General features: G+C 67.9%; 27 protein-coding genes. 16 read left to right on the top strand and 11 right to left on the bottom strand.

Annotation, left to right across the window (positions count from 1 at the left end; translation table 11 throughout):
* The 12 genes from J2X45_RS19385 to J2X45_RS19330 form a co-directional block, all read left to right on the top strand.
* Positions 1 to 683 (top strand): NAD(P)-binding domain-containing protein (locus J2X45_RS19385; protein WP_310218156.1); only part of this gene is annotated, 683 nt, incomplete at its 5' end.
* 231 nt (positions 684 to 914) lie between these two features.
* Positions 915 to 1,286 (top strand): hypothetical protein, encoded by a 372-nt coding sequence (locus J2X45_RS19380; RefSeq protein ID WP_304279844.1) that lies wholly within the window; start codon positions 915 to 917, stop codon positions 1,284 to 1,286.
* 148 nt (positions 1,287 to 1,434) lie between these two features.
* Positions 1,435 to 1,800 (top strand): hypothetical protein, encoded by a 366-nt coding sequence (locus J2X45_RS19375; protein WP_304279933.1) that lies wholly within the window; start codon positions 1,435 to 1,437, stop codon positions 1,798 to 1,800.
* A gap of 56 nt (positions 1,801 to 1,856) precedes the next feature.
* On the top strand, positions 1,857 to 3,083 hold the full coding sequence (locus J2X45_RS19370) for a TolC family protein (protein WP_304279846.1): 1,227 nt from the start codon (positions 1,857 to 1,859) through the stop codon (positions 3,081 to 3,083).
* 8 nt (positions 3,084 to 3,091) lie between these two features.
* The gene (locus J2X45_RS19365; RefSeq protein WP_304279848.1) at positions 3,092 to 4,315 is read left to right on the top strand and encodes an efflux RND transporter periplasmic adaptor subunit; all 1,224 of its coding nucleotides are present in this window, start codon (positions 3,092 to 3,094) and stop codon (positions 4,313 to 4,315) included.
* 10 nt (positions 4,316 to 4,325) lie between these two features.
* Positions 4,326 to 4,763 (top strand): hypothetical protein, encoded by a 438-nt coding sequence (locus J2X45_RS19360; protein WP_304279851.1) that lies wholly within the window; start codon positions 4,326 to 4,328, stop codon positions 4,761 to 4,763.
* Complete coding sequence (locus tag J2X45_RS19355) at positions 4,760 to 8,002, top strand: CusA/CzcA family heavy metal efflux RND transporter (RefSeq protein ID WP_310218147.1); 3,243 nt, start codon at positions 4,760 to 4,762, stop codon at positions 8,000 to 8,002. The genes J2X45_RS19360 and J2X45_RS19355 overlap by 4 nt, the downstream gene beginning before the upstream one ends.
* Before the next feature lies 1 nt (position 8,003).
* Entirely contained in the window at positions 8,004 to 8,345 is a 342-nt protein-coding gene (locus tag J2X45_RS19350; RefSeq protein WP_304279856.1) for a DUF190 domain-containing protein, read from the top strand.
* Between the two features lie 68 nt (positions 8,346 to 8,413).
* The gene (locus J2X45_RS19345) at positions 8,414 to 9,313 is read left to right on the top strand and encodes a cation diffusion facilitator family transporter (RefSeq protein WP_304279859.1); all 900 of its coding nucleotides are present in this window, start codon (positions 8,414 to 8,416) and stop codon (positions 9,311 to 9,313) included.
* Entirely contained in the window at positions 9,310 to 9,777 is a 468-nt protein-coding gene (locus tag J2X45_RS19340) for an SRPBCC family protein (RefSeq protein ID WP_304279862.1), read from the top strand. Before J2X45_RS19345 ends, J2X45_RS19340 begins: the two co-directional genes overlap by 4 nt.
* Positions 9,778 to 9,825: 48 nt before the next feature.
* Entirely contained in the window at positions 9,826 to 10,173 is a 348-nt protein-coding gene (locus J2X45_RS19335; protein ID WP_304279865.1) for a DUF190 domain-containing protein, read from the top strand.
* Between the two features lie 16 nt (positions 10,174 to 10,189).
* Positions 10,190 to 12,229, top strand: coding sequence for a heavy metal translocating P-type ATPase (locus tag J2X45_RS19330; protein WP_304279868.1), 2,040 nt, complete (start codon positions 10,190 to 10,192; stop codon positions 12,227 to 12,229).
* Positions 12,230 to 12,388: 159 nt separating this feature from the next.
* Here J2X45_RS19330 and J2X45_RS19325 read toward each other — a convergent pair whose 3' ends face one another.
* Positions 12,389 to 12,781 (bottom strand): helix-turn-helix domain-containing protein, encoded by a 393-nt coding sequence (locus tag J2X45_RS19325; RefSeq protein ID WP_304279870.1) that lies wholly within the window; start codon positions 12,779 to 12,781, stop codon positions 12,389 to 12,391.
* Positions 12,782 to 12,848: 67 nt separating this feature from the next.
* On the opposite strand from J2X45_RS19325, the gene J2X45_RS19320 reads away from it, so the two are divergent.
* Together J2X45_RS19320 and J2X45_RS19315 are read left to right on the top strand one after the other, a co-directional pair.
* A complete protein-coding gene (locus J2X45_RS19320; protein WP_310218142.1) occupies positions 12,849 to 13,505 on the top strand; it encodes a cation transporter in 657 nt (218 codons plus the stop codon).
* A gap of 51 nt (positions 13,506 to 13,556) precedes the next feature.
* On the top strand, positions 13,557 to 15,509 hold the full coding sequence (locus J2X45_RS19315) for a cytochrome c/FTR1 family iron permease (RefSeq protein ID WP_304279876.1): 1,953 nt from the start codon (positions 13,557 to 13,559) through the stop codon (positions 15,507 to 15,509).
* 180 nt (positions 15,510 to 15,689) lie between these two features.
* Here the strand turns inward: J2X45_RS19315 and J2X45_RS19310 are convergent, their stop codons facing one another.
* Complete coding sequence (locus J2X45_RS19310; protein ID WP_304279879.1) at positions 15,690 to 15,908, bottom strand: GDCCVxC domain-containing (seleno)protein; 219 nt, start codon at positions 15,906 to 15,908, stop codon at positions 15,690 to 15,692.
* On the bottom strand, positions 15,905 to 16,318 hold the full coding sequence (locus J2X45_RS19305; protein ID WP_304279882.1) for an MFS transporter permease: 414 nt from the start codon (positions 16,316 to 16,318) through the stop codon (positions 15,905 to 15,907). Before J2X45_RS19305 ends, J2X45_RS19310 begins: the two co-directional genes overlap by 4 nt.
* 77 nt (positions 16,319 to 16,395) lie before the next feature.
* Between J2X45_RS19305 and J2X45_RS19300 the strand changes: the two genes are divergently transcribed.
* Complete coding sequence (locus tag J2X45_RS19300) at positions 16,396 to 16,812, top strand: helix-turn-helix domain-containing protein (RefSeq protein WP_304279885.1); 417 nt, start codon at positions 16,396 to 16,398, stop codon at positions 16,810 to 16,812.
* Positions 16,813 to 16,898: 86 nt separating this feature from the next.
* On the opposite strand, the gene J2X45_RS19295 is transcribed toward J2X45_RS19300, so the two are convergent.
* The 6 genes from J2X45_RS19295 to J2X45_RS19270 form a co-directional block, all read right to left on the bottom strand.
* Positions 16,899 to 17,288: a copper-binding protein gene (locus J2X45_RS19295; protein ID WP_304279887.1), complete on the bottom strand. Its 390-nt coding sequence runs from the start codon at positions 17,286 to 17,288 to the stop codon at positions 16,899 to 16,901.
* A gap of 12 nt (positions 17,289 to 17,300) precedes the next feature.
* Positions 17,301 to 20,447: an efflux RND transporter permease subunit gene (locus tag J2X45_RS19290; RefSeq protein WP_304279889.1), complete on the bottom strand. Its 3,147-nt coding sequence runs from the start codon at positions 20,445 to 20,447 to the stop codon at positions 17,301 to 17,303.
* Positions 20,444 to 21,958, bottom strand: coding sequence for an efflux RND transporter periplasmic adaptor subunit (locus J2X45_RS19285; protein ID WP_310218137.1), 1,515 nt, complete (start codon positions 21,956 to 21,958; stop codon positions 20,444 to 20,446). The genes J2X45_RS19290 and J2X45_RS19285 overlap by 4 nt, the downstream gene beginning before the upstream one ends.
* The gene (locus tag J2X45_RS19280; RefSeq protein WP_066681845.1) at positions 21,955 to 23,181 is read right to left on the bottom strand and encodes a TolC family protein; all 1,227 of its coding nucleotides are present in this window, start codon (positions 23,179 to 23,181) and stop codon (positions 21,955 to 21,957) included. Before J2X45_RS19280 ends, J2X45_RS19285 begins: the two co-directional genes overlap by 4 nt.
* Before the next feature lie 124 nt (positions 23,182 to 23,305).
* Positions 23,306 to 23,431: a hypothetical protein gene (locus J2X45_RS19275; protein ID WP_255357039.1), complete on the bottom strand. Its 126-nt coding sequence runs from the start codon at positions 23,429 to 23,431 to the stop codon at positions 23,306 to 23,308.
* A gap of 115 nt (positions 23,432 to 23,546) precedes the next feature.
* Entirely contained in the window at positions 23,547 to 23,909 is a 363-nt protein-coding gene (locus tag J2X45_RS19270) for a hypothetical protein (protein WP_062099714.1), read from the bottom strand.
* A 288-nt stretch (positions 23,910 to 24,197) separates the two neighbouring features.
* Between J2X45_RS19270 and J2X45_RS19265 the strand changes: the two genes are divergently transcribed.
* Positions 24,198 to 24,677: a DUF305 domain-containing protein gene (locus J2X45_RS19265; protein WP_062099713.1), complete on the top strand. Its 480-nt coding sequence runs from the start codon at positions 24,198 to 24,200 to the stop codon at positions 24,675 to 24,677.
* A gap of 35 nt (positions 24,678 to 24,712) precedes the next feature.
* Here the strand turns inward: J2X45_RS19265 and J2X45_RS19260 are convergent, their stop codons facing one another.
* Together J2X45_RS19260 and J2X45_RS19255 are read right to left on the bottom strand one after the other, a co-directional pair.
* Positions 24,713 to 25,351 carry an isoprenylcysteine carboxylmethyltransferase family protein gene (locus J2X45_RS19260; RefSeq protein ID WP_062099712.1) on the bottom strand — a complete coding sequence of 213 codons (639 nt, stop codon included), beginning with the start codon at positions 25,349 to 25,351 and terminating at the stop codon, positions 24,713 to 24,715.
* Positions 25,348 to 25,617: a DUF2933 domain-containing protein gene (locus J2X45_RS19255; RefSeq protein ID WP_062099711.1), complete on the bottom strand. Its 270-nt coding sequence runs from the start codon at positions 25,615 to 25,617 to the stop codon at positions 25,348 to 25,350. Before J2X45_RS19255 ends, J2X45_RS19260 begins: the two co-directional genes overlap by 4 nt.
* Positions 25,618 to 25,807: the final 190 nt, after the last annotated feature.

Below are 25,807 nucleotides of genomic sequence, written 5' to 3'. Positions count from 1 at the left end.
GCCGCCGATCTGGCCATCAAAGCCTCAAGGACAGGGGGTCATTTTTGGACGCCGATATCCCCGAGATGGGGGTCACTTTTGCAAGCCGAAACACACATGTTGCCGGCTATCGCAATCCAGAGCCGTATCGTGGGCGGCGCGTGGTGGTGGTCGGAGCCGCTAACTCTGCTGTCCAAGTTGCGGTCGAGCTCGCTGCTGAGGCTGACGTGACGCTGGCGGTGAGGAGTCGCGTGCGTTTCATCCCGCAGACCTTGTTGGGACGCGATATCCATTTCTGGTTCAACTTGGCTGGCGTGGATCGTTCGCGGCGCCTGTCGGATCAAGGAACGCCAGTGCTCGACGACGGTCACTACAGCGCCGCACTGAAGCGGGGCGCGCCATTGGCGAAGCCGATGTTCACCAGCTTTACCGAGACAGGTGTGGTTTGGGCTGATGGCGTTGAGGAGCGAATCGATGCGGTGATCTTCGCGACCGGCTACCGACCGAACGTCGGTTTTACGAAGCTTCCCGGCCTTGTGGATGGCGCAGGCACGCTACTTCAGCGTGACGGTAGGGCGATTGGGCAGCCCGGAATTTATTTCGTCGGACAACCAGGTCTGCGCAGCTTCAGTTCAGGCGTGCTGCGTGGGGTAGGGCGCGACGCCGCTGCTGTTGCAGCACAGATCCGGAGAGTGATGACCTAGAGCACCGGCATGAGACTGTTCGCGCCTAGGTTCTGGCTTCGTACTGCTAAGCGTACATTGGCGCACAAACCTCGAGGTAAGCCCTACATCAGGCGGCTTACCACCTAGTTCTGGGTTTGTGCTTTCAAGCGAGGTTTAGCGAACAAACCTTGAGGTGCCCCCTAGAACTTGAAACTGTTCCGCCGAAAAAAGCAGGCAGCGTCTGGCGCTTTGCCCGAAGGATAAGATGGGATGTTTGCCTCTCTCGCTTTGATAGTGGCCCTACAAGCGGCTGCAGCCAATTATCGTTTCGAGCCCAGCAGCCCAGTCATTCGGGGCGTCGCGGCCAAGGTGACGGTTCAAGTGACCGATACAAACGGCCGCGCTTTGCCTCGGTTGGCTGTAAGCGACGCCAACGTCAGCCGCGATGGGGCGTCACGCCCAGCGTTCTTTGAGCCGTCCTTGGAGTATGGCTCGTTGCGCTTCCGCGCCGACCTGCCAACCAGCGGCGATTGGGTTTTGAACTTCACGCTGCAGGCTGGTTCGGATAACGCGCAACCGGTCGCCGTAGCGTTCAAGGTCAACGATCCTGTTCGTCCGGACGCAACGGCGCCCCGTCGATGACGTGCGGGCCCGCCAATCGTGCGCCGGTCAGGCGCGCTCGAACGCGCCCTATTCTTGGCCTTGACCACGGCCCTGCAAGCGTCTGTGGGGCTCACCGTGACTATGTAACACATTCCCACCTCGCCCGGCCGAAGCTATAGGGGCATTGATGATGGCTTTGAGGACATGGTTCCAGCAGATGGGGGGCGCGTTGATCGCGTGCCTTTTGCTCGCCCTTGTCGTCGCCCCAACCCTCGACACGGCCATTTGCGCAGGCGACGGCGAGCGGGCGTCCGCAGCCAGCGTCCAGATGTCCGACCAAGGCGTCGACGCCGATCATCAAAAAAACAAGAGCCACGACGGCGGCTCGGATGTCTGCATCCACGGTCACTGCCATCACGCCTCGCCGGCGCTTGGCTGGAACGACGCTCAGTACAGCGCCCGCGATCCTGTGACGTCGCACACCGCGCCCCGGAACCTCGGTTTCCCGCCGTCCTCGGCCCAAGACCGCCTCGAAGAACCTCCTCGCGCCTGACCCGGCCGCGCTCACGCGCGTGTTCGCCTTTGTCAGAACGCAAGTAGGGATCTCCCATGCCATCGCTATCTGCCTGGCCCGTCGCCTTCGGCGCGGTTCTAGGCTTCGTGAGCCTCGGCGCGCCTTTAGGCGCTGCTGCCGCTCCGGTGACGCTCGCCGCCGCGCTTGAACGCGCCCAGGCCCAGTCACCGCTCATCACCTCGGCGCAGGCCGCTCTGGCCGCCGCCCAAGGTCGCGCGCGCCAAGCCGGTTTCGCGCCCAATCCGGAAGCCAGTCTTCAAAGCGAGAACATCGCCGGCTCGGGACCCTATGACGGGTTCTCCAGCGCCGAGACGACCTTCTCGATCGGTCAAAGACTCGAACTGGGCGGCAAGCGCCGCACCCGCGCCGCCGCCGCCCAGGCCGAGGTCGAGGCCGCGGTCGTGCGCGTCGCTATCGCCCGCGCGGACCTCACTCGGGAGGTGAAGGCTCAGTATGCTCAGGCCCTTGAGGCCGACGCCCGCGTCGCCCTGGCCCAGGAAGCCGCCGAGCGAGCGCGCGATCTGGCGAGCGTGGCCGCCACCCTGGTCGAGGCCGGGCGCGAGCCGCCGCTGCGGGCCCTGCGCGCCAGAACCGCCAGCGACGAAGCCGAAGCCGCCGTCTTGGCGGCGCAGGCTCAGGCCGCCGCCGCCCGGCGCGCCCTGACCAGCCTGTGGGCCGATCCCGATCCGCAGATTGAACTGGTCGAGCCCTTAGCGACGACAGCTCCATCAGTTGCCATCGATCCGACCGCCTCTCTGGATGTCCGATTGGCGCAGGCTGAGCGGGCCAGCGCCGAGGCCGCGATCGATCGCGAGCGCGCGGCGGGCAAGCCCGACCTGACCGTCCAGGCCGGGGTTCGCCGGTTCGAGCAGACGGGTGACCAGGCTCTGATCGTCGGGTTCACCGCGCCCATCCCGATCCGCGACCGCAACCAGGGCAACGTCGCGGCCGCGCGGGCCGACGCCAACGCCGCCGAGGCGCGTGAGCGCCTGGCGCTGGCGCGGTCCGTTCGTGCGGTGCGTGACGCCCAGGCCTCGCTCAAGGCCGCCGAGGCCCGGCTGGAAGTTCTTTCCAGCCGTACGGTTCCGCAGGCTCAGCAGGCCGTGGACCTGGCGCGCCAGGGCTTCCAGGCCGGGAAGTTTTCGCTGCTCGACGTGCTGGACGCCCAGGCGGCCCTGTCGGCCTCCCGCAACGACCTCATCGCCGCGCGCCTCGAGCGCGCCACGGCGTTGGCCGCGCTCGAACGCGCCGCCGCGCAATAGGACCTGACATGACCAGAACCACTGACAAGAACAAGCTGCTGGCCGCCGTGGCGATCAGCAGCCTGCTGGCGGCCACGACCGGCGTCCTGATCGGACGCTCGGTCCTGGCACCCAAGACCCCCGCTGCTGCGGCTTCCGTGAAGGCGGAGCAACACGAGGAAGGAGAAGCCGGCCACGCCGAAGGCGAGGCCAAGACCGGCGAAAAGGAAGAAGAAGGCTACATCGAAATGAACGCCGAACGCCTCGCCGCGTCCGGCATCCGTGTCGAAACCCTGGCGACCGGCGGGCTCTCGGCCGGCATCGTGGCCCAGGCCTCCGTGGTGGGCTCACCGGACGGCGCCGCGACCTTGGCGGCTCGCGCCGACGGCGCCGTGGTGCGGATCAACAAGCGCCTGGGCGACACAGTAGCGGCCGGGGAGGCCCTGGCTTCGATCGAAAGCCGCGACGCGGCGGCCATCAGCGCCGAGCGTTCCGCCGCCGCCGCCAAGGCGACAGCGGCCCGTCAGGCCTTCGCCCGCGAAAAGCGCCTATTCGACGCCAAGATCACCGCGCGTCAGGATTTGGAGTCCGCCCAGGCCGAGGTCGCGATCGCTGAGGCCGAGCTACGCCGTGCTTCGAGCGCCGGCGCCGCCGCAGGGGTGAGCGCCAATGGCCGCTACGTGACGGTGTCGAGCCCCATCGCCGGGAAGATCACCGCAGCGCCGTTGGTGCTTGGCTCCTATGTCACGGCGGGCACGGAACTCTTCCGCGTCGCCAATCCCCGCAAGATCGAGGTCCAGGCTTCGTTGCCGGCCTCAGACGCGGCCCGCATCGCAGCTGGCGATCAAGCGCTGATCGAGACCCCGCAAGGCACCATCCCCGCTGTTGTGCGGTCGATCACGCCAGGCGTGGATGTCGAGAGCCGCGCGGCGACGGCCATCCTGACCTTGGCGCAAGGGCAGGCGGGCCTGGTTCCCGGCCAGGCCGTGCGGGTTCGGATCGTCCCGCGCGGCGCGGCTGCTACGGATCGGTTCTCGGTTCCCGAGGAGGCGGTGCAGTCGGTCGAGGGCGCTGACAGCGTGTTCGTGCGCGGCAAGGACGGCTTCACGGCTCGCCCGGTGAAGATCGGTCGGCGCGGCGGCGGACGCATTGAGATCCTATCGGGCGTCACCGCTGGCGAGCAGATCGCCGGCCAGGGCGCGTTCCTCCTGAAGGCCGAGCTTGGCAAGGGGGAGGCCGAGCATGGGCACTAGGCGCGTTCTCATGAAACCCCTTTTCATCGTGGCCGGCGTCCTTGGATTGCTGGCCCCCACAGCCGTGACCGCGACCAGCCCCCAGGCCCAAGGCAGGCTGAAGCCCCAACCGACTTTCCAGCTGCTGAGCCAAGGCCATTTGAAGGTCCTAACGGCGTCGGCTTGGAGCGAGCCTGACGGCCTGAGTGTCTCGGGACTAGTTCGTCGCGCGCCGCTCTGGAAGACCGGCGTCAAGGGACACCTCGACATCGAAGCCTTCGACAACGCAGGCCGTCCTTTGGGATCGACCTCCGTGGTCTGGCGCGGCTCACTCGGTTCGAGCGGCCACAATCAAGCCGCGCGCTATGACGCCCGCCTTGTTGGGGTGAACCCTAATGAGGTGACACGCGTCGCGGTCGCCTACCATCCCGTCGCCCACGCGGCCGAGCCCGTGGAGGCCGCGCGATGATCGGCAGAATTCTTGATTTCTCCGTCCGCGCGCGCTGGGCGGTCATCGGCGTGGTGGCGTTGATCGCCGCGCTGGGCGTTTACAACCTGGTGCGACTGCCGATCGACGCGGTGCCCGACATCACCAACAAACAGGTGCAGATCAACACGGTCGTTCCGGCCCTGGCTCCGGCCGAGGTCGAAAAGCTCGTCACCTTCCCGGTCGAAACCGCCATGTCCGGGATCCCCGGCCTGGAAAGCACGCGCTCGATTTCGCGTAACGGCTTTTCGCAGGTCACCATCGTCTTCAAGGAAAACACCGACCTCTACTTCGCGCGTCAGCAGGTTTCCGAACGTCTGACCGGCGTTGGCCAGACCTTGCCCGAGGGCGCCCAGCCCGCCATGGGCCCGATATCGTCGGGCCTGGGCGAGGTGCTCATGTGGACGGTCGCTTATGACCACCCCGGCGGACGCGGCGCCAAGATCAAAGAGGGCGCGCCTGGTTGGCAATCGGACGGCGCCTATCTGACGGTGACCGGCGAGCGCCTGACCGACGCCACCGCTCAGGCGGCCTATCTGCGCGAAGTGCAGGACTGGATCGTCCGGCCGCAGATGCGCGGCGTGGCCGGCGTCGCTGGCGTCGACTCCATCGGCGGCTATGAAAAGCAGTTCGCCGTCCAGGCCGACCCCGCGCGCATGGCCGCCTATGGCGTGTCGTTCAGCGAGCTGGGCAAGGCCCTGGAGGCGGCCAACATCGCCGTGGGCGCCAACTTCATGGAGCGCGGCGGCGAAGCCTATCTGGTTCGCGCCGACGCGCGCGTGCGCAATATCGACGAGATCGCAAACGCCACGGTCGCTACCCGGCAAGGCGTCTCGATCCGGGTCGGAGACGTCGCCACCGTCAAGGTCGGCGGCGGCCTGCGGACCGGCGCGGCCTCGGAAAACGGCGAGGAGGTCGTGGTCGGCACCGTGCTGATGCTTACGGGCGAGAACAGCCGCACCGTGGCCGGCGCTTCGGCTGAGCGGCTCAAGGAGATCGCCAAAAGCCTGCCGCCCGGCGTGAAGGTGCAGATCACCTACGATCGCTCAAAGCTCGTCAACGCCACGATCAAAACCGTCGAGAAGAACCTCGTCGAAGGCGCCTTGCTGGTGATCGTGGTGCTGTTCCTGCTGTTGGGGAACTTCCGCGCCGCCTTGATCACCGCCTTGGTGATCCCGTTGTCGATGCTGATGACGGCGATCGGCATGAACAGGCTTGGCGTCTCGGGCAACCTGATGAGCCTGGGCGCGCTGGACTTTGGTCTCATCGTCGATGGCGCTGTGATCATCGTGGAAAACAGCCTGCGGCGCCTCGCCGAACGTCAGCACCATGAGGGCCGGCTTCTGACCCTCAGCGAGCGCCTTCGCGAAACCCGCGAAGCGGCTCGTGAGATGATCGCCCCGACCGTCTACGGGCAGGCGATCATTCTGCTGGTCTATGCGCCGCTGCTGACCTTTACCGGCGTCGAGGGCAAGACCTTCTCGCCGATGGCTATCACGGTGATGCTGGCCCTGGCCGCGGCCTTCGTGCTGTCGCTGACCTTCATCCCGGCGATGATCGCTCTGCTCATTCGCGGCAAGGTCGCGGAGAAAGAAGTGGCCATGGTCCGCTGGACCAAGGTTCGCTACGAGCCGCTGCTGCGCAAGGCAGTCGCCAAGCCGTGGCCGGTGATCGGCGCGGCCGTGGGTATGTTCGTCCTGGCCATGGTCACCTTCTCGTTCCTCGGCCGAGAGTTCACGCCCCAACTGGACGAGAAGGACTTGGCCGTCCAGGCCCTGCGCATCCCCTCCACGTCGCTTGAGCAGTCGCTGCGCATGCAGCGGCAGATCGAACGGACGATCGCCACCTTCCCAGAAGTCGAGTTCGTCTATTCCAAGACCGGCACGGCAGAGGTGGCCAGCGATCCGATGCCGCCCAACGCCTCGGACAGCTTCATCATCCTCAAGCCGCAGGACGAATGGCCCAACAAAAAGGAAAGCAAGGCGCAGCTCGTCGCGCGTATGGAAAAGAAGCTCGAGGGTCTGACGGGCAACGTCTACGAGTTCAGCCAACCCATCCAGATGCGGTTCAACGAACTGATCGCCGGCGTGCGCGGCGACGTGGCGATCAAGGTCTATGGCGATGACCTGGACGCCATGACCGCCAGCGCCGGCCAGATCGCCAAGGCGCTGCAGAGCGTCAAGGGCGCTGCCGACGTCAAGGTCGAACAGACGTCCGGCTTCCCGACCCTGGACGTGTCGCTGGACCGCGACGCGATCGGGCGACTGGGACTAACCGTCGAGGAGGTCGCCGACACCCTGGCGGTGGCCATGGGCGGACGCGAGTCTGGCCTAGTGTTCCAGGGCGACCGACGCTTCGACATCGTCGTGCGCCTGCCCGACGCCACCCGCAACGACCTGGACGCGGTCGGGGCGCTGCCAGTGATGCTGCCTGAAAGGGCGGGGGGCGGCGCGCGCCTGTCGGTGCCGCTGCGTGACGTGGCCCGTTTCTCCTATTCGGAAGGCCTCAACCAAGTCAGCCGCGAGAACGGCAAGCGTCGTGTCGTGGTGCAGGCCAACGTGCGTGGCAACGACCTGGGCTCGTTCGTCTCCGAGGCCCAAGCCAAAGTCGGCGCGCAGGTGAAGCTTCCGGCCGGGTCCTGGATCGAGTGGAGCGGGCAGTTTGAGAACCTCAAGGCGGCGCAATCGCGTCTGGCCCTGGTCGTTCCGCTTTGCTTCCTGCTGATCTTCGCCCTGCTCTACATGGCGCTTGGCGGCTTTGCGCCCGCCCTGGCGGTATTCTCGGCCATCCCCCTGGCCCTGGCCGGCGGGGTCTTTGGCCTGGCGCTGCGAGGCATCCCGTTCTCGGTCTCGGCCGCCGTCGGGTTCATCGCGCTATCAGGAGTCGCCGTGCTCAATGGCCTGGTGATGATGACCGCCATCCGCCAGCGGCTCGCCCAGGGCTTTGAACTGGAAAAGGCGATCATCGACGGGGCCATGGAGCGGCTGCGTCCGGTGATGATGACGGGTCTGGTCGCTTCGCTCGGCTTCGTGCCCATGGCGCTGGCCACCGAAACTGGCGCTGAGGTCCAACGCCCGCTGGCCACCGTTGTCATCGGCGGCCTGATCACCGCCACGGCCCTGACCCTGTTCGTCCTGCCGGCCATCTGCCGGTTCGTCCTGCGCAAGACGCCCAAGGCCTCGGTCGAGCCTTCCGCGCCGTCTCTAGAGCAAGGAGCCTAAGATGATCCCGGGCCAAGCACTGCTGCTACGGATCTACACCGACGAAAACGCCATGACCGGCGATCGCCGCTTCTTCGACATCCTCGTCGAGCGGGCGCGATCGATGGGCCTGGCCGGCGCCACCGTGCTGAGGGGACTGCGAGGCTTTGGAGCCTCCAGCACCCTGCACGGCGGCCAGCCGTTCGACCTGGTGCCCAACCTGCCGGTCGTCGTCGAGATCGTCGACGAGGAGGCCAAGCTCAAGGCCTTCATCGACACCCTGACCCCTGACGATGAGGTGGGGCTGGTGACCTTGGAGAAGGTCGAAGTGGTCCGTTACGGCGGCCATCGTCGCCGCTTCTGATGTCTTCGCCGGCGCGCAGCCCATCGCTGCGCGCCGACCCCTTCCTTTTTCTTGACGGAGATCCGCCCATGGGCGCGGAACAGGGACACGACCACACCGCCGGTCAGACCAACGGCAAGATGCTGGCCATCGCCCTAGGACTGACCTCAACCTTTCTGATCGCCGAGGTCGTCGCCGGCATCCGGTTCAATAGCCTGGCGCTACTGTCGGACGCCGCCCACATGTTCACCGACGCCGCGGCGCTGGCCGTGGCCTTGGTGGCCATCAAGATCGGCGCGCGCAGCGCCGATGATCGACGGACCTTCGGCTATCGCCGTTTCGAGATCATCGCGGCTGCCTTCAACGCCGTCCTACTGTTCGGCGTGGCCGTCTACGTCCTGGTCGAGGGCGTCAAACGCATCATCGACCCTGAACCCGTCCAATCAACCGGCATGCTCGTGGTCGCCGTAATTGGCCTGGTGATCAACCTGATCGCCATGCGCCTGCTCAAAGCGGGTAAGGACAAGAGCCTCAACGTCAAAGGCGCCTATCTGGAGGTCTGGGCCGACATGCTCGGCTCGCTCGGCGTCATCGTGGGCGCCCTGGTCATCAAGCTGACGGGCTGGAGATTTGTCGATCCGATCGTGGCCATCGCGATCGGGCTGTGGGTGCTGCCGCGCACCTGGTTGTTGCTCAAGAACGCCACCCAGATCCTGCTCGAAGGCGCGCCGAGCGGCGTGGATCTGACGAGGATCCGCGCGACGATGGCCGCCACGCCCGGCGTCGCCTCGGTCCACGACCTGCATGTCTGGGTCAGCGGCGCGGACCAGCCCAGCTGCACGGCGCATTTGGTGCTCGCGCCGGGCGCCGATTTCGAGGTCGTGCGCCTGGCCGTGGCCGGGCGGCTACAGGACGAGTTCGATCTGCATCACTTGACGCTCCAGACCGAGCGCGATGCCTGCGCTGGCCAGGAAGAGGTGCATTCATGACCCCTTCCGAGCCCCAAGATGCGCTCACGCTAACGACCCGCCAAGTGATCGCCGTAAAGCCCCAGGCGGTGTTCAAGCTGCTCAGCGACTTTCCTGCCTATGGCGCCTGGGCCCCGTTTCTGACGCTGGCTCCGGCCGGGAAATTCGCGGAGGAGGGGCAGCTGGATTTTCGGATCCGGGTCGGCAGGCTGCCGATCCCCATCTCGATGGCGGGGGAGATCGTCACCCTGGAGCCCCCGCGCCTCATCGCCTGGCGCATGGGCGGCTATGGCATCCGGCTGCTTGAGACTTTCCGCGTCGACCCTGTGCCGCAGGGCGCCCGGGTCACCCACACCGTCCAGTGCGTTGGCGGGCTCAAAGGCGTCCTCGGCGAGGGCCTGCTGCGCACCTATGGCGGCGTCATGCGCCAACTGGACGTCGCTCTTGCCCGTCGGCTGACCAAGCCCGGGAAGATCCGCCGTTGATGCGTCTCGCGCATTCATCACCAAGACCGCTTGGCTACGGAGCACCTCATGGCGTCTGATCACCTTCACCTGTTGCGGATCTATACCGACATGGACGCGATCCTGGAGGGGCAACCCTACGCGCAGGCTCTCCTCGCTCGGGCCCAAATCCTGGGGGTCGCCAACGCCGCCATCCTGCAGGTGGTCGATTCATACGGCGACGCGGGCATTGTGCATGGGGCCAAGGCGGTCGATCTGGCCCCCCGCCGGCATGTCATCGTCGAACTGGTCGATGAAGAACCGCGCCTGCGCGGGTTTCTGGACAGCCTGCGCCAGGGCGAGGACGTCGGCCTAGTCACCATCGAGACCATCGCGATCGTCGCGCACGGCGGTCACCGCCATCACAGCCCTTCCTGATCCTGGAGACGACGTCATGGCCACCGCCACGCAGCCGCCCGAAGCGCGCCACGAGCAGGATCCTGATCACGGGCATGACCACGGCCACGACCAGGACGGCAACGCCGGCGCTCACAGCCACGCCCACGGCGGGATATTCGGTGAACGGACCGAGCTGATCTTCGCGATCGGTTCCGGCGTCGCCCTGGCCGCGGGCTGGCTGATCAGCCTTCGAGCGCCAGGCCTGGTCCCGCTGATCTGCTTTCTGATCGCCTACGGGCTGGGCGGCTTCTTCACGCTGAAGGAAGCCATCGAGAACCTGCGCAAGCGCCAGTTCGAAATCGATAGCCTGATGCTGGTGGCGGCCGCCGGCGCGGCGGCCCTGGGTCAATGGGCCGAGGGCGCGCTGCTGCTCTTCCTGTTCAGCATCGGCCATGCCCTGGAGCATTTCGCGATGGGCCGCGCGCGCCGGGCCATCGAAGCCTTGGCCAAGCTGGCGCCGGAACACGCCAGCGTCCGGCGCGGCGACACCGTGGTCGAGGTGCCAGTCGAGGATCTGCAAATCGATGACATCGTGCTGGTCCGGCCCAATGAGCGGATCCCATCCGATGGCGTGGTCATCGCCGGCCAAAGCAGCGTTGATCAGGCTCCCGTCACCGGTGAAAGCGTGCCTGTCGACAAGCGGCCCGTCTCCGACCCGGCCCTAAGTTTCGAGCGCGCTAGCGCCGAGCATCGGGTGTTCGCCGGGACGATCAATGGGGCAGGGGCCCTGGATGTCCGGGTGGCCCGCAAGGCGTCGGAAACCACCCTGGCGCGGGTGGTCAAGATGGTCGCCGAGGCAGAAGCCCAGCGTTCGCCCACGCAGCAGTTCACAGACAAGTTCGAGCGGATTTTCGTGCCATCGGTGCTGGTCGGGGTCGGGCTATTGATGCTCGCCTTCCTGGTCATCGACGAACCGTTCAGCGTCAGCTTCTACCGCGCCATGGCGGTGCTGGTCGCCGCCAGCCCGTGCGCCCTGGCAATCTCAGTGCCGAGTGCTGTTCTCAGCGGTGTGGCGCGGGCCGGGCGCGGCGGTGTCCTGGTCAAGGGCGGCGGCCCCCTAGAGAACCTGGGCACCCTCCGTGCAATGGCTTTCGACAAGACCGGGACCCTCACGGAGGGGAAGCCACGGGTGACCGACGTGCAGCCCATTCAAGGCGTGGAGGAGCGTGAGCTGCTAGCGGTCGCTGTCGCCGTCGAGGCGCTGAGTGACCACCCCCTGGCCGCGGCGGTCGTCCGCGATGGCGGCGAACGTTTGGGCGACCACACCCCGCTTGTCGCTGATGGCGTCAACAGCCTGACCGGCAAGGGTGTTCAGGCGCAGGTTTCCGGCTCAGCGGCGCTCATCGGAAAGCCCGCCCTGTTCGACGGCAAGGACGCACCAGCGATGTCAGACGCCGTGCGAGCTTTGGCTGAGGACCTCGAAGCGCAAGGCCGGACCGTGATGGTCGTTCATCACGGTGAACGCTTCCTGGGCGTGTTGGGCTTGATGGACACACCTAGGTCGGCGGCCAAGGGCGTCATCCAACGGCTCCGCAAGCTGGGCATTGAGCGCATCGTCATGCTGTCGGGCGACAACCAAACCGTCGCCGACGCCGTGGCCAAGGAACTGGGCCTGGACGAGGCGCGCGGCGGCCTGATGCCCGAGGACAAGGTGGCCATCATTCAGGAGTTGGCGGCCTCAGAAGGCAAGGTCGCCATGGTTGGAGACGGTGTCAACGACGCGCCGGCGATGGCCAACGCCACCGTCGGCGTCGCCATGGGAGCTGCCGGGTCGGATGTGGCGCTGGAGACCGCCGACGTCGCGCTGATGGCCGATGATCTAAGCCATCTGCCGTTCGCCGTCGGCCTCAGCCGCAAGACCAGCTGGATCATCAAGCAGAACCTTTGGGTTAGCCTGGGCATGGTCGCGGTCTTGATCCCGGCCACGCTGTTTGGCCTGAAAATTGGCGCGGCCGTCGTCTTCCACGAGGGCTCGACACTGCTGGTTGTCGCCAACGCGCTGCGGTTGCTTGCATACCGCGATAGACCGGCGTGAACGCAAGGCTAGGCCCTACGGCCGCCTTGTTGCGCTCGACCACGATCGCGCCGATCAATTCGTGCCGCGTCCCGAAGCTCTAGAATCGCTCGCGGTCCTTCGCGTACATCTTTCTTACGATTAGGATGCCGGCGATGACCGGGGGAGCGCCAGTTAAGCCTACCCGGCCAGCGCTTCGATCACCCTGCAATCGGCTGCCCGCCCGTCACATGTCGCTTGGACCAAGCGCCGAAGTTCGCCGCGCAAGGTCTCCAGTTGAACGATCTTGGCTTCGACGTCGCCAAGCTGCCGGGCGGCCAACAGGTTGGCTTCGCCGCAAGGCCGTTCGGGATGGTCTGAAAGATCCAGCAGATTACGGATTGCCTCGACCGAGAAGCCAAGCTGGCGCGCGTGACGGATAAAAGCCAAGCGTCGGACAGCCTCCTGGCCATAGACACGCCGGTCATTTGAGGTCCGGATCGGCTCCGGTAGCAAGCCGATCTGTTCGTAGAAGCGTATGGTAGGGATCTTGACGTCCGAGGCCTTGGCCAATTGGCCGATCGACAGGGTCATGGATTTTCCTCGCACAATCCAAATAGGCGCTTGATCCTCTAGTGGCTAGAGGATGCAGGGTGGCGCCATGAGCGAATCCTGTTCCAGCGAGCCGGCCACGTCGGGGTGCGGCTGTGGAAGCGACGTCAAGTTCGACGGCGCCTCACCCGAGTACCGTCGCGCCCTGACCTGGGTGATCGCAATCAACCTCGTCGGTTTCGTGGTGGTGCTTGTCGGGGGCCTCGCTCAGGGTTCGGCGTCCCTGTCGGCCAACGCCTTGGACTTCCTGGCCGACAGCGCCACCTACGCCATCAGCTTGTGGGCCATAGGCAAATCCGTCAGCATTCGCACCGGCGCGGCCCTGTTCAAGGGTCTTAGCCTCGGCGCCGTCGCTCTGTCTGTCGCCGGCTTCGCCGCTTGGCGGGCCTGGACGGGCGCTGCGCCGTCTGGTGAGGCGATCTCGGCCCTGGGGCTGTTCGGCGCTCTGGCCAATCTCGCCGCTGCCGGGCTGCTGGTCCGTTACCGCGATGGCGATGCCAATGTCCGCTCGGTCTGGCTTTGCACCCGCAACGACCTGATCCAATGCCTGGGCGTCGCGGCCACCGGCGGGCTAGTCTGGCTGACCGGTTCGCGCTGGCCGGACCTGATCGTCGGGGTGCTTCTCGCTGGGGTCTTCCTCAGCTCCGCCTACCAGATCATCCGCCAAGCCCGCGCCGAACATCGCGCCTCTCTCGCGACTTCCTGACGCATGCTCAAGCTATTGCCACATGCGCCATTTCGCGCCCATGGATTGATAATGATTACTGGTCTCAAGGGGCGCGTGGCCTCGTTCCTCGCCAGCCTGCTGGCGGTTCTACTTCTCGCGGCCGCGCCGATGGCCCAGGCCCAGGAGGCCAGCTCGTCCCAGACCGCCTGGCGGCTGCTCGACTACCTGTCGGTCGACTACGCCGGGGCGGTGAAGGACGGCAAGATCATCAGCCCGTCCGAATATGCCGAGATGAACGAGTTCGCCGGCCAGGTCCGCGAGCGCATCGCCGGCCTTCCCGCCACCAAGGCCCAGCCTGATCTCCTGGCCAAGGCTGAGAGCCTGCAAGCCACGATCGCCGCCAAGCAGGAGCCGGCAGTGGTCTCGGCCAAGGCCCATGCCCTGGCCAATGATCTGCTGGCCGCCTATCCCACGCCCCTGGCTCCGCAGCGCGCGCCGGACCTGGCGCGCGGCGCGGCGCTCTATGCCGAAAACTGCGCGGCCTGCCATGGCGAGACCGGCAAGGCCGATGGCCCCAACGCGGTGGGTCTGGATCCGCCGCCGATCGCCTTCGCCGACGTCGAGCGCGCCCGACAGCGCAGCGTCTTTGGCCTCTACCAAGTGATCCAGCAGGGCCTGGATGGCACCGCCATGGCCAGCTACGCCCACCTGCCGTCCGACGACCGCTGGGATCTGGCCTTCTATGTCGGTCGCTTCGCCTTCAGCAACGCCGAGGCCGCCGCCGGCGAAAAGCTCTGGAACGAGGACGCCGCCGTCCGCGCCCGCTTCCCCGACCTGCAGACCTTGACCCAGACCACCCCGGCCGCCCTGGCGGCCGCCGTGGGAGAAACCAAGGCCCGGGCGCTGACCGCCTATCTGCGCCGCCATCCCGAGGTCGTCACCCGCACCGGCGGCGGATCGCTCGACGTCGCTCGCCAGCAGCTGGCCGCCAGCCTCAAGGCCTATGAGGCCGGCGACCGCAAGGCCGCCGCCGACCTGGCCCTGGCCGCCTATCTCGACGGCTTCGAGCCGGTCGAACCGTCACTGGGCGCTCGCGATCCGGCCCTGATGCGGCGGATCGAAGGGGCGATGGGCGACGTGCGCGGCGCGATCGGCAAGACCGCGCCGGCCAGCGAGGTCCGCGCTCAGATCGAACGCCTGGACGCCCTGTTCGCCGCCGCCGGCCGCGCCCTGGCCCCGGAAAAGGCCAGCGGCCTGTCGAGCTTCGCCGGCGCCTTCACCATTCTGCTGCGCGAGGGCCTGGAGGCCTTGCTGATCGTGGTCGCCATGATCGCCTTCCTGCGCAAGGCCGAGCGGGCCGACGTGCTGCCTTACGTCCATGGCGGCTGGATCGCGGCCCTGGCGGCCGGCGGCCTGACCTGGGCGGCGGCGACCTTCTTCATCTCGATCAGCGGGGCCAGCCGGGAACTGACCGAAGGCTTCGGCTCGGTGATCGCCGCGGCGGTGCTGATCTCGGTGGGCCTGTGGATGCACGGCAAGGCCCAGGCCGACGCCTGGCAGGTCTATATCCGCGAGAAGCTGTCCCACGCGCTGTCCAAGCAATCGGCCTGGTTCCTGTTCCTGCTGGCCTTCATCGTCGTCTATCGCGAGGTGTTCGAAACCATCCTCTTCCTGACAGCGCTGTGGACCCAGGGCGGGGCCGGCGCGGTGCTGGCGGGAGTCGGCAGCGCCGTCATCGTCCTGGCCGCCATCGGCTGGGCCATGCTGCGGTTCTCCAAGCGCCTGCCGATCGGCCAGTTCTTCGAATACAGCGCCATCCTGATGGCGATCCTGGCGGTCGTCCTGGCCGGCAAGGGCGTGGCCGCCCTGCAGGAGGCTGGTCTTCTGGACCTGCATCCTCTGGCCTTGCCGCGCATCGAACTGCTGGGCTTCTTCCCGACGATCGAGGGCGTCGCGGCCCAGGCCATGACGCTCGCCATCCTGGTCGGCGGGTTCTGGTGGTCGCGGCGCAGCGCTGGCGGCGAGGTGACCAAGAGCGCCTAGAAGACCCAACTCAAGACCGGGCGAGGCGCGTCGATCGCGCCTCGCCGCCGCGTCCTACGACTTGGCGATCGCCGTCACTTCGCCCAGGCGGTGACCATCACTACCGGTATCGGCGATGGCCTACCGAACTGGACCAGTCGTCGAGACAATTCTGAGAAAACCGCCAGGCGCGCGCCGACATCATCCGCAGCACGCGCCGCCTCCGGCCTGGATCGGAGGGCAGGCAACGTCGCCGTAGGAACAGTAGACGCAGCAGTCGCCAAGCTTGGGCTTGAGTACGGCGCCGCAGCCTTTGCAGTCGTAGAAGTACTGACAAGCGTCTGTCGGCATGGTCTCGGTTGTTTGATGCCCGCATTGCGGGCAAGTCAGGGTGGACTGGGACTGGATCTTATCGCTCATGCCCGCACACTCCGGATCAGGGCCAAGGCCCAAGGTTCGATGATCGGCCGCCAGAGCAGGGCGAGAACCACGAAGAGGGTGGCTGCGGCCAGCAGGTTGACTCCAAACCGTGACGGACCGGCGCAAGCGCCGTCGATCCGGCATGCTCGCGCTCGACGCCAAGTCACGATCCAGCCGGCGCCGACGACGCCGAGCGCGAGGATCGTCAACCAAGTGCGCTGACCCGCGATCCAGCCAAGGCCGCCCAGGCCCAACCCCGCGAGCGCCAGGGACATCGGCAGAATGCAGCAGGCAGCCCATGCGAACACCGCGCCTACCGCTGCGACCAGCGCCCCCCAAGTCAGGGCCGTTTGGGCGGGGTGTTCGCTTCCCCCGCCGCGCGGCGTTTCAAGGCTGTCTTGCGTCGTCATCTTACCACCTCCTGGTTCGACGCGGACCCAGATGCCATCTGTAGCCACTACAGACTCAAGCGCTAATCGAGGGCGCCATGACCAATCACGCGATCCAGATCGGCGAACTCTCTCGCCGAACCGGCTGCAACATCGAGACGATCCGCTATTACGAGCGGATCGGCCTGATTTCCGCCCCTCCGCGGCGCGGGCGCTACCGGAGCTATAGCGCCCAAGACGTGGGGCGACTGAGTTTTGTGCGCAGGGCGAGGGAGCTGGGGTTTAAGTTGGATGAGGTCCGCGCCTTGCTGAACCTTGCCGCCAACGAACAGGCCGCGTGCGCCGAGGTGCGCGACCTGACCGCGGCGCATCTTGACGATGTCCGTTCCCGGATCGCCGACCTTCAGCGGATGGAGCAGGTTCTGGCCGCGTCGGTGAGAGCTTGCGACGCGGGACGAGATCCAGGCTGCCCGCTCATCCAAACGCTGAGCGCAAAGGGCGAAATGGTGGGCTGAAGCGCGGCCTAGCCGATAGCGAAAACTGGAGTTTCGCAGCTTGTCGGGTTGGCGCGATCCCCTGTCCGCGCCAACCCCACTGGCGACTATTGTCTGTGGATCGAGGTGACTTCGCCTGCGCCGTCACGGAGCTTCAGGTCGAAGGCGACCTTGTCGCCGACCGACATCCCGTCCAGCAGGGCCGGGGCGATCTTGAAGCCCATGGTCATGGCCGGCCAGCCGGCGTCGGGAATGGCCTCGTGATCGAGGGTGATCGTGCCGCTGGTCTTGTCGATCGCGGTCACCACGCCAACGCCCTTGGCCATCTTGTCGGCGGGGGCCATGTCCATGCCGGCCATGTCGTTGCTCGCCGCCGGTGCGGTGGCGGCGGCGGGCGCTGGCGCGGCGGGGGCCGCCGGCGCCTCGGTCTTGCGGCCGCAGGCGGCCAGGCTGGTCGTCGCCACCAGGGCGGCGAGGATCAGAGATAGGGTCTTCATCAGCGTATCTCCTTAGGCTGAGGTTGAAGCGGATTGGGAAGTTCGGGTCTGCCGGCGGCACAGCAGCAGATAGCCGGCCGGGATCACGAACATCGACAGCAGGGGCGCGGTGAGCATGCCGCCGATCATCGGCGCGGCGATGCGGCTCATCACCTCGGAGCCGGCCCCGTGACCCCAGAGAATGGGGGCCAGGCCCGCCAGGATCACCGCCACGGTCATGGCCTTGGGCCGCACCCGCAGCAGGGCGCCTTCGCGCACGGCCGCCTCGACCTGATCTGGCGTCGGGTTCGGGCCCAGGGCGTCCATGGCGTGCTTGAGATAGATCAGCATCACCACCCCGAATTCGGCCGAGACCCCGGCCAGGGCGATGAAGCCGACGCCGGTGGCCACCGACTGGTGGAAGCCCGCCAGGTAGAGCGTCCAGATCCCGCCGGTCAGGGCGAACGGCAGGGTGGCCATGATCAGCCCCGCCTCGTCGAAGCGGCGGAAGATCACGTAGAGCAGGACGAAGATGATCAGCAGGGTGGCCGGCACGACGATCTTCAGCCGGTCGGCGGCTCGCTGCAGATATTCGAACTGGCCCGAATAGGAGAGGCTGACGCCGGGCGACAGCCTGACTTTCTGGTCGACCGCCTGGTGCAGGTCGCCGACGACCGAGGCCAGATCGCGGCCCCGCACATCGACATAGACCCAGGTGGTCGGCCGGCCGTTCTCGCTCTTGAGCATCGGCGGGCCGTCGGCGATCTGGACTTCGGCCACCGTTCCCAGGGTGATCTGCGCGCCGCCCGGGGTCAGGATCGGAAGGGCCCGCAGGCCTTCCAGGCTGCCCCGCAGCTCGCGCGGATAACGGACGCTGATCGGATAGCGCGCCAGGCCTTCGACAGTCTGGCCGATGGTCTCACCGCCGATGGCCCCGGAGACGATGGACTGGACGTCGTCGATGTTGAGCCCGAACCGCGCGGCGGCGACCCGGTCGATGCGGACATCGACATAGCGCCCGCCGGTCAGACGCTCGGCCAGGGCCGAGCTGACGCCGGGCACGCCCTTGGCTACGCCCTCGACCTCGCGGGCGATGCGGTCCAGTTCGGCGAGGTTTGCCCCCGAGACCTTGACCCCGATCGGGCTCTTGATGCCGGTGGCCAGCATGTCGATGCGGTTGCGGATCGGCGGAACCCAGACATTGGTCAGGCCCGGAACACGGACGCGCTGGTCGAGTTCGGCCACCAGCTTGTCGGGGGTCATGCCCGGCCGCCATTGGTTGCGCGGCTTGAAACGGATGGTGGTCTCGAACATCTCCAGCGGCGCCGGATCGGTGGCGCTCTCGGCCCGGCCGGCCTTGCCGAACACGCTGTCAACCTCAGGCACGGTCTTGATCATCCTGTCGGTCTGCTGGAGCAGTTGACCCGCCTTGGCCGCCGATAGGCCTGGCAGAGCCGAAGGCATGTAGAGCAGGTCGCCCTCGTCCATGTTGGGCATGAACTCAGCCCCGAGGTGGGCGAGCGGCCAGGCCGTGGTGGCGAAGGCCAGCAGGGCGACCAGCAGGGTGGTCCTGGGGCGGCGCATGACGCGGTCCAGCAGCGGACGGTAGGCCGCCGTCAGCACGCGGTTGATCGGGTTGGACCCCTCGTCGGGGATACGCCCGCGGATCAGGTAGCCCATCAGCACCGGGATCAGGGTCACTGACAGGATGGCCGCCGCCGCCATGGCGTAGGTCTTGGTGAAGGCCAGCGGACGGAAGAGACGTCCTTCCTGCGCCTGCAGCGTGAAGACCGGGATGAACGACAGCGTGATGATCAGCAGGCTAAAGAACAAGGCTGGCCCCACCTCGGCGGCCGCCTCGGTGATCACCGTCCAGCGCGTCTCGCCTGTGAGGGTCTCGCCCGGATGATCGTGCGCCCAGCGCTCCAGCTTCTTATGGGCGTTCTCGATCATCACCACGGCGGCGTCGACCATGGCCCCGATGGCGATGGCGATGCCGCCCAGCGACATGATGTTGGCGTCGACGCCCTGGCTCTTCATGACCAGGAAGGCGGCCAGGACCCCAAGGGGCAGGGAGATGATCGCCACCAGCGCCGAGCGCAGATGGCCCAGGAAGAGCGCGCAGACCAGGGCGACGACCAGGAACTCCTCCAGGAGCTTGCCGGTCAGGTTGTGGACGGCGCGATCGATCAGGCCCGAGCGGTCATAGGTCGTGACCACCTCGACGCCCGGGGGCAGGCTCTTCTTCAGCTCGGCCAGCTTGGCCTTAACCGCCGCGATCGTCGTGCGGGCGTTTTCGCCGGAACGGAGGATCACCACGCCGCCGGCCACCTCGCCCTGGCCATTGAGTTCGGCGATGCCGCGCCGCATCTCCGGGCCGACCTGGATCATGGCCACATCGCCGAGGCGCACGGGGACGCCGCCGGCCGCCGTCCTCAGCGGCACGGCCTGGAAGTCCTCGATCGTCTTCAGATAGCCGGTGGCGCGGACCATGTATTCGGCTTCGCCCTGCTCCAGCACCGAACCGCCGGTCTCGGCGTTGGCGCCTTTCAGGGCGGCGACGACCTGTTGGTGCGTGACCCCGAAGCTGGCCAGCTTCTGCGGGTCGAGCACGACCTGGTACTGACGCACCATGCCGCCGATCGCCGAGACCTCGGCCACGCCCGGCAGGGTCTTCAGCTCATAGCGCAGGAACCAGTCCTGCAGGGATCGCAGTTGGCTGAGGTCGTGGCCGCCGGTTCGGTCGACCAGGGCGTACTCATAGACCCAGCCGACGCCGGTGGCGTCGGGGCCAAGGGCCGGGCGGGCGCTTTCGGGCAGGCGGGCCTGGACCTGGTTGAGATATTCCAGCACCCGCGAGCGGGCCCAGTAGAGGTCGGTTTTGTCGTCGAAGATCACGTAGACGAAGCTGTCGCCGAAGAACGAGTAGCCGCGCACGGTCTTGGCCCCCGGCACCGACAGCATCGTGGTGGCCAGGGGATAGGTCACCTGGTTCTCGACCAGTTGCGGGGCCTGGCCCGGATAGCTGGTGCGGATGATCACCTGGGTGTCGGAGAGGTCCGGCAAAGCGTCGATCGAGGTCGAGCGGACGGCCAGGCCGCCGGCCACGATCAGCGCCAGGGCGCCCAGCAGCACGAAGAAGCGGTTGGCGACCGACCAGCGGATCAGGGCGGCGATCATGCGCCACCGCCGATCTTGGCGATGCGCCGGATGATCGGGTCGGCCGGCGGCGGGTCGAAGGCGAAGCGGACCTGGTCGCCGGCCTTCACGCCCTTCAGCAGCCTCGGGTCGGCGCGGAAGGTCATGGTCATGGCCGGCCAGCCGATGGCCGGCACGGGGCCGTGCGAGAGGGTGACGCCGTCCGGGGTCACCTGCTCGACGCGGCCGGTGGTTTCGGCCAGGGCCGGCTTGGCCGGGGCCATCGGCTTGGCCATGGGCGTGTCGCCTGGGGGTGTTTGAGGGCCCAAGGCCGGAAGCGGCCGGACCTGCAGGCCCGCCAGGCTGGCCTCGGAATCGACCAGGAACTGGCCCGAGGCGATGACCTTCTGGCCGGAAGACAGGCCGGCCAGGATCTCCGTCCGGCCTCCGGCTTCGCGCCCGGTCCGGACCTCGACGGCCTGGTAGCGGCCGCCGTCGGCGGCCAGCATCACCACGTCGCGCGCCCCGGTGCGGATCACCGCCTCGGACGGGATCAGCAGGGCGGTCCGCGTCGCCGCGTCGAAGGCGATGGTGGCGAACAGGCCAGGCTTGAGGCGGCCGTCGCGGTTGGCCAGTTCGATCCGCGCCTGCAAGGTGCGGCTGTCGCCCTGGGCCTGCGGGAGCACGGCCTGGACCGTCCCGCGCAGGGTCTCGCCCGGATAGGCCGCCAGGGTGACGCCAACGCCCTGGCCCGGACGCAGCTGCCCGGCCTGCGCCTCGGGCACGGCGGCCGTGACCCAGACCCTCGAGAGGCCGTTGATCTCGGCCAGGGTCTGGCCCGCGCCCACGGTCATGCCGGCGCGCACGTCGAGCTTGGAAACGACCCCGCCGAGCGGCGCGGTGACGGTGATCGTCGTGCGCGGCCGCCCGTCTCGGTCGAGACCGGCGACCACGCCGTCGGGCATGCCCAAGAGGCGCAGGCGCTGGCGGGCGGCGGCGCTCAGGGCCGCGTCTCCGGTGCGCCGGACCGCCAGATATTCGGCCTGGGCGCCGCCCCATTCGGGAACCAACAGGTCGGCCAGCGGCGCGCCGGCGGCGATCACGTCGCCCGGCGCGCGGCCATAAACCCGCTGCACGAAACCGCCGCTGCGGGCCTGGACGACGGCGACGTCACGCTGGTTGAAGTCGACGATCCCGGTGGCGGTCAGGCCGCTGGAAAGCGCGCCTTCCTCCACGGTCGCCAGCCGGAAGCCGAGGTTCTGGGCGGCCGAGGGGTCGATCCGCACCCCCGCCGCCGGACCACTGGTTTCGGCCTCGCCGGCGTATTTGGGCGTCAGCGGCATGTCCATGAACGGCGACTTGCCCGGCTTGTCGAAGTGCTGGGCCGGGACCATCGGGTCGTACCAGTAGAGCACCTTGCGGCTGTCGGCCGAGGTCGCCGGCATCGGCGGCTTGGCGGTCAGGCGGGCCAGGCCATAGCCGCCGGCCCCGGCCAGCACGACCAGGGCGGCGCCGGCGCCGAGCAGGGCCTTCATCGAGGGGGAGGGGGTCATTGATCGTCGCTTCCGTAGGTGAGGGTCAGGCGGGCGGCGTCGATGGCGACGGCGGCCTCGCGATCTAGGGTGGTGAGCTGGGCCTCGGCCAGGCTCGAGAAGGCGATCAGCACGTCGGGCAAACCGGCCGCGCCGGAGCCATAGGCGGCGGTCTCCAGCTGGGCCCGCTGCTTGGCCAGCGGCAGCAGCGTGTCGCGGGCCCGCAGCCATTGCTCGTGATGCATGACGTGGTCGGCCAGATCGGCCTCGAGCTGGGCGCTCAGCGCTCGGCGGGCGTCCTCGCGCTGGGCGTCGGCGCGGCCGGCGCTGGCGGTGCGCGCGGCGATCATCGGATCCTGGCGGCTCTTGCCCCACAGCGGCAGGCTGATGCTGACCCCGGCCGAGACCATGTCGCCGAACATCGGGTCGCGGCGCTGGTAGGCCACTTCCCAGCTCCAGTCGGGCTGCTTGTCGGCCTTGGCCAGGGCGACGTCGGCCTGGGCTTGGCGGGCGGCGGCGTCCTTGGCCAGCACGGCGGGATGGCGGTCGATCGCGGCCCGAAGACTGGCGGGGGGGAGATCGAGGTCGGGCGCCGGACCGAGCGCCTCGGGGTCGGGATCTCCGGTCCAGCGGGTCAGGGCCGCACGGGCCCTTCCCAGGGCCGAGACCGCCTCGCTGCGGCGATCCGCCAGGGCCGCGCGCATCTGCGCGGCCTCCAGCGCCTGGGCGGGCCGCGAGCGTCCGGACGCGACGCCGGACGGGGCGGCGCTCCACAGGGGAGCCAGCTGGGCGACCACCCCGTCCAGGGCGGCGAGCTTGCGCTGGGCGTAGAGCAGTTCGATCCAGGCCAGCGCCGTGGCGACCCGGACCTGGCGGGCCTCGACCGCGCCCTCGGCCCCGGCCGCGACGATGTCGGCCTGCGCCCGGCCGATCCGCGCCTGGCGCTTGGCGGCGCTGGGCATGTCCTGGCTGAAGCCGACCTTGCCCATGGTCATCTCGTCGGTTCCGAACCGGCCGGCCGGCGGCCCCGAGACCGGGAAGTTGTCGAGGCCGACGGCGAGCTTGGGATCGGGCAGGGCGCCGGCCGCCTTGGCCGAGGCCTTGGCGGCCTCGACCTGCAGGGCCGCGGCGCGCAGCGCCGGCGCATTGGCCGCGGCCGCGTCGAGGCTCTGGGCGTAGGTCAGGGGCGCGGCGTGGGCGACGCTCGCCAAGCTCAGCCCGGCCAGAAGGGGGAGAATACGCATGGAGACGAAAATCCTGGAGGAAGCCGTGAGGGGCCAGCGCCCCGGCGAAGCGTTTGCAGCCGCTTCGCCGGGGCCGGACGGGACGGGCGAAGACAGGGGATCGGCCCCACCCGTCCCGGCCGAGCTAGCGAGCCAGGCAGGCCGGTTGGGCGGCCCGCAAATAGCCGCAGGCGCGTGGCGTGGCGGCCGAGACGGTCGTCGCGGAAGCTAGGCCGGAGACGAGCGCCAGCGCGGGAAGGCGGGGAGACATGAAGGTCATCCTTGAAGATCGAAAAGCCAGCCGGCGAAAGCGCGGGCGATCACGCGCGCCCGGCAGGACCGGGGCGTGAAACCAGCGATGGCGGGGATCGGCCCTCGGGCCGGTCCTAGGCGATCGTTCGGGGGGGCGGATCTTCGGGGATGAGGCGGTGGGTGCGGCCGCTGGTGTTGGACCAGCGGGTCTCGACGCGATAGCCGACGGCGATCGGGGTCTCCGAGCCCGGGCAGGGGGCCGCAACGGACAGGGCGCAACTGATCGCGCAGGCCTTGGCGCAATCCTTGGCCGACATGGTCTTGCCGTGATCGCAGCAGGGCTCGGCCTGGGCCACGTCGTCGCCGGCGGGGGCCATGGCGATCATGCTCATCGCGTCCATGCCGGCCATGTCGCAATCAGCCCGCGCGGCGTTGACCGCCAGCGGACTGAACGCGAGGGCCACGGCGGCCAGGAAAGCGAGCGCATGCCTTAGCATCGGGCGAGCTTAGCGCGGTCACACGGCCTCGTCATGTCCGGACAATCCCCGAATGCGATTTGCCGCGACGCGCGCGGACTGGCGACGGCTTGGAGGCGGGGCCTGAAAGCCGCCATCTGGTCCAATACGCAGCGGCCTGGACCATCCCTCGACCTTTGGCGCGGTCGCGGTGAATATTTTCAGAGGCGGAACGGGGGCGCCGTTCGCCGGTTGTGGGAGCATCGCAACCCGCTGGAAAACCTCGCCCCGGCGCGTGGTTGCGCCGGGCTCCAGGAGCGGAAAACAGTCATGGCCGAGCACCACGCGCCCAAAGACCATCAACACCACAGGCCCTACCTGCGCCTGGCCGCCATGACCGTGCTGTCGTTCCTGGCCATGTATGTCCTGATGTACGCCATGGTCGACAGGGCCGCGAACATCCATCCAAGCTTCAACCAGGCCTACATGGCCGGCCTGATGACCGCGCCGATGGTCATGCTCGAACTCGTGCTCATGGGCATGATGTATCCGCGCAAGGGCCTCAACCGCGGCTTGGTCGCGTCCAGCCTTGTCATCGGGGTCTTGTGCTTTGCGGCCATTCGCCAGCAGTGGCTGGTCGGCGACCGCGAGTTCCTGCGCTCGATGATCCCGCATCACGCTGGCGCGATCCTGATGTGCGGACGCGCGCCGGTGAAGGATCCTGAGATCCGCAGCCTTTGCGCCACGATCATCAAGGGCCAGCAGCAGGAGATCGACCAGATGAGCGCCATGCTCGCGCCCCTTCGCTGAGCATCGCCCGGTCGCCCCCGCGGCGATGGCGGGGGTCAACGCAACGGCCAGCGGGGGATGAAGGCGGGAACCCGCGCCCTGTAGTCGCGATAGGCGTCGCCGAACTGCGCCAGCGCCGCCTGCTCCTCGTGACGGGCCAGGCGGACGTACATCACCACCAGCACGGGGAACATCGCCAGCGTCAACAGCGTGGGCCACTGCAGCAGGAAGCCTAGCATCACCAGGATGAAGCCGGCGTACTGGGGATGGCGCACCCTGGCGTAGACCCCCGTGGTGGCCAGCTCCCGGTGGCGCTGACGGGCGTGCAGCGCCACCCAGCCGACCGAGATCAGCCAGAACCCGGTCCCGATCAGCACGAAGCTGGCGATATGGAACGGTCCGAAGTGGGGATTGACCCGCCAGCCGAACATCATCTCCAGCAGGTGGCCGGCGTCGTGGCTCCACCAGTCGACACTGGGAAAACGCGACTGCAGCCATCCCGAGAGCAGGAAGATGGTCAGGGGGAAGCCGTACATCTCGGCGAACAGGGCGACGATAAAGGCGCTGAACGCGCCGAAGCTGCGCCAGTCGCGGCCGGTCGCGGGCTTGAAGAAGCTGAACGCGAACAGGATGAAGACGGCGGCGTTGACCAAAGCCAGTCCCCAGAGGCCGTAGCCGTAACCGGGATGGGTCATCGCCGCTGCCTCTCGACCGGTTCGTTGGGATTGGCCGGCGCGTCCGCCGGGATGCGGCCGGGCGCGTCCTCTCGCCCGTGCTGATGGGCGCCATGGCCATGGTGCATGAACAGGTGCATCAGCGGACAGGCCAGTAGGAGCAGATAGGGCAAGACGCCGAGCACATGCGCGGCGTGCTCGGTGGTCAGGAAGAAGCCGGCGATCAGCAGGAACCCGACCAGGACGATCGTTCCGCGCCGACGCAGCTTTTGGTGTTGAACATCCATGGATCGCTCACTTCAGGCCTTGACGCCCTATCATAGGCCCGCGACCCGGGCGCCAAGTATAGGTAGAGGCCGCAGCGGCGGGTGGGGGCGGCGCCCGCGGGTCCCCGGAGGCAGGCGGCGATGTCTGCGGCCTTTGCGTATTGGCCCGCGGCGACCGAGCCTGAAAGGCTGCGCGGCGAGCATCATCACC

Source organism: Caulobacter sp. BE264, from assembly GCF_031457805.1.
Lineage (GTDB): Bacteria > Pseudomonadota > Alphaproteobacteria > Caulobacterales > Caulobacteraceae > Caulobacter.
This window is presented reverse-complemented; position numbering and strand designations above follow the sequence as displayed.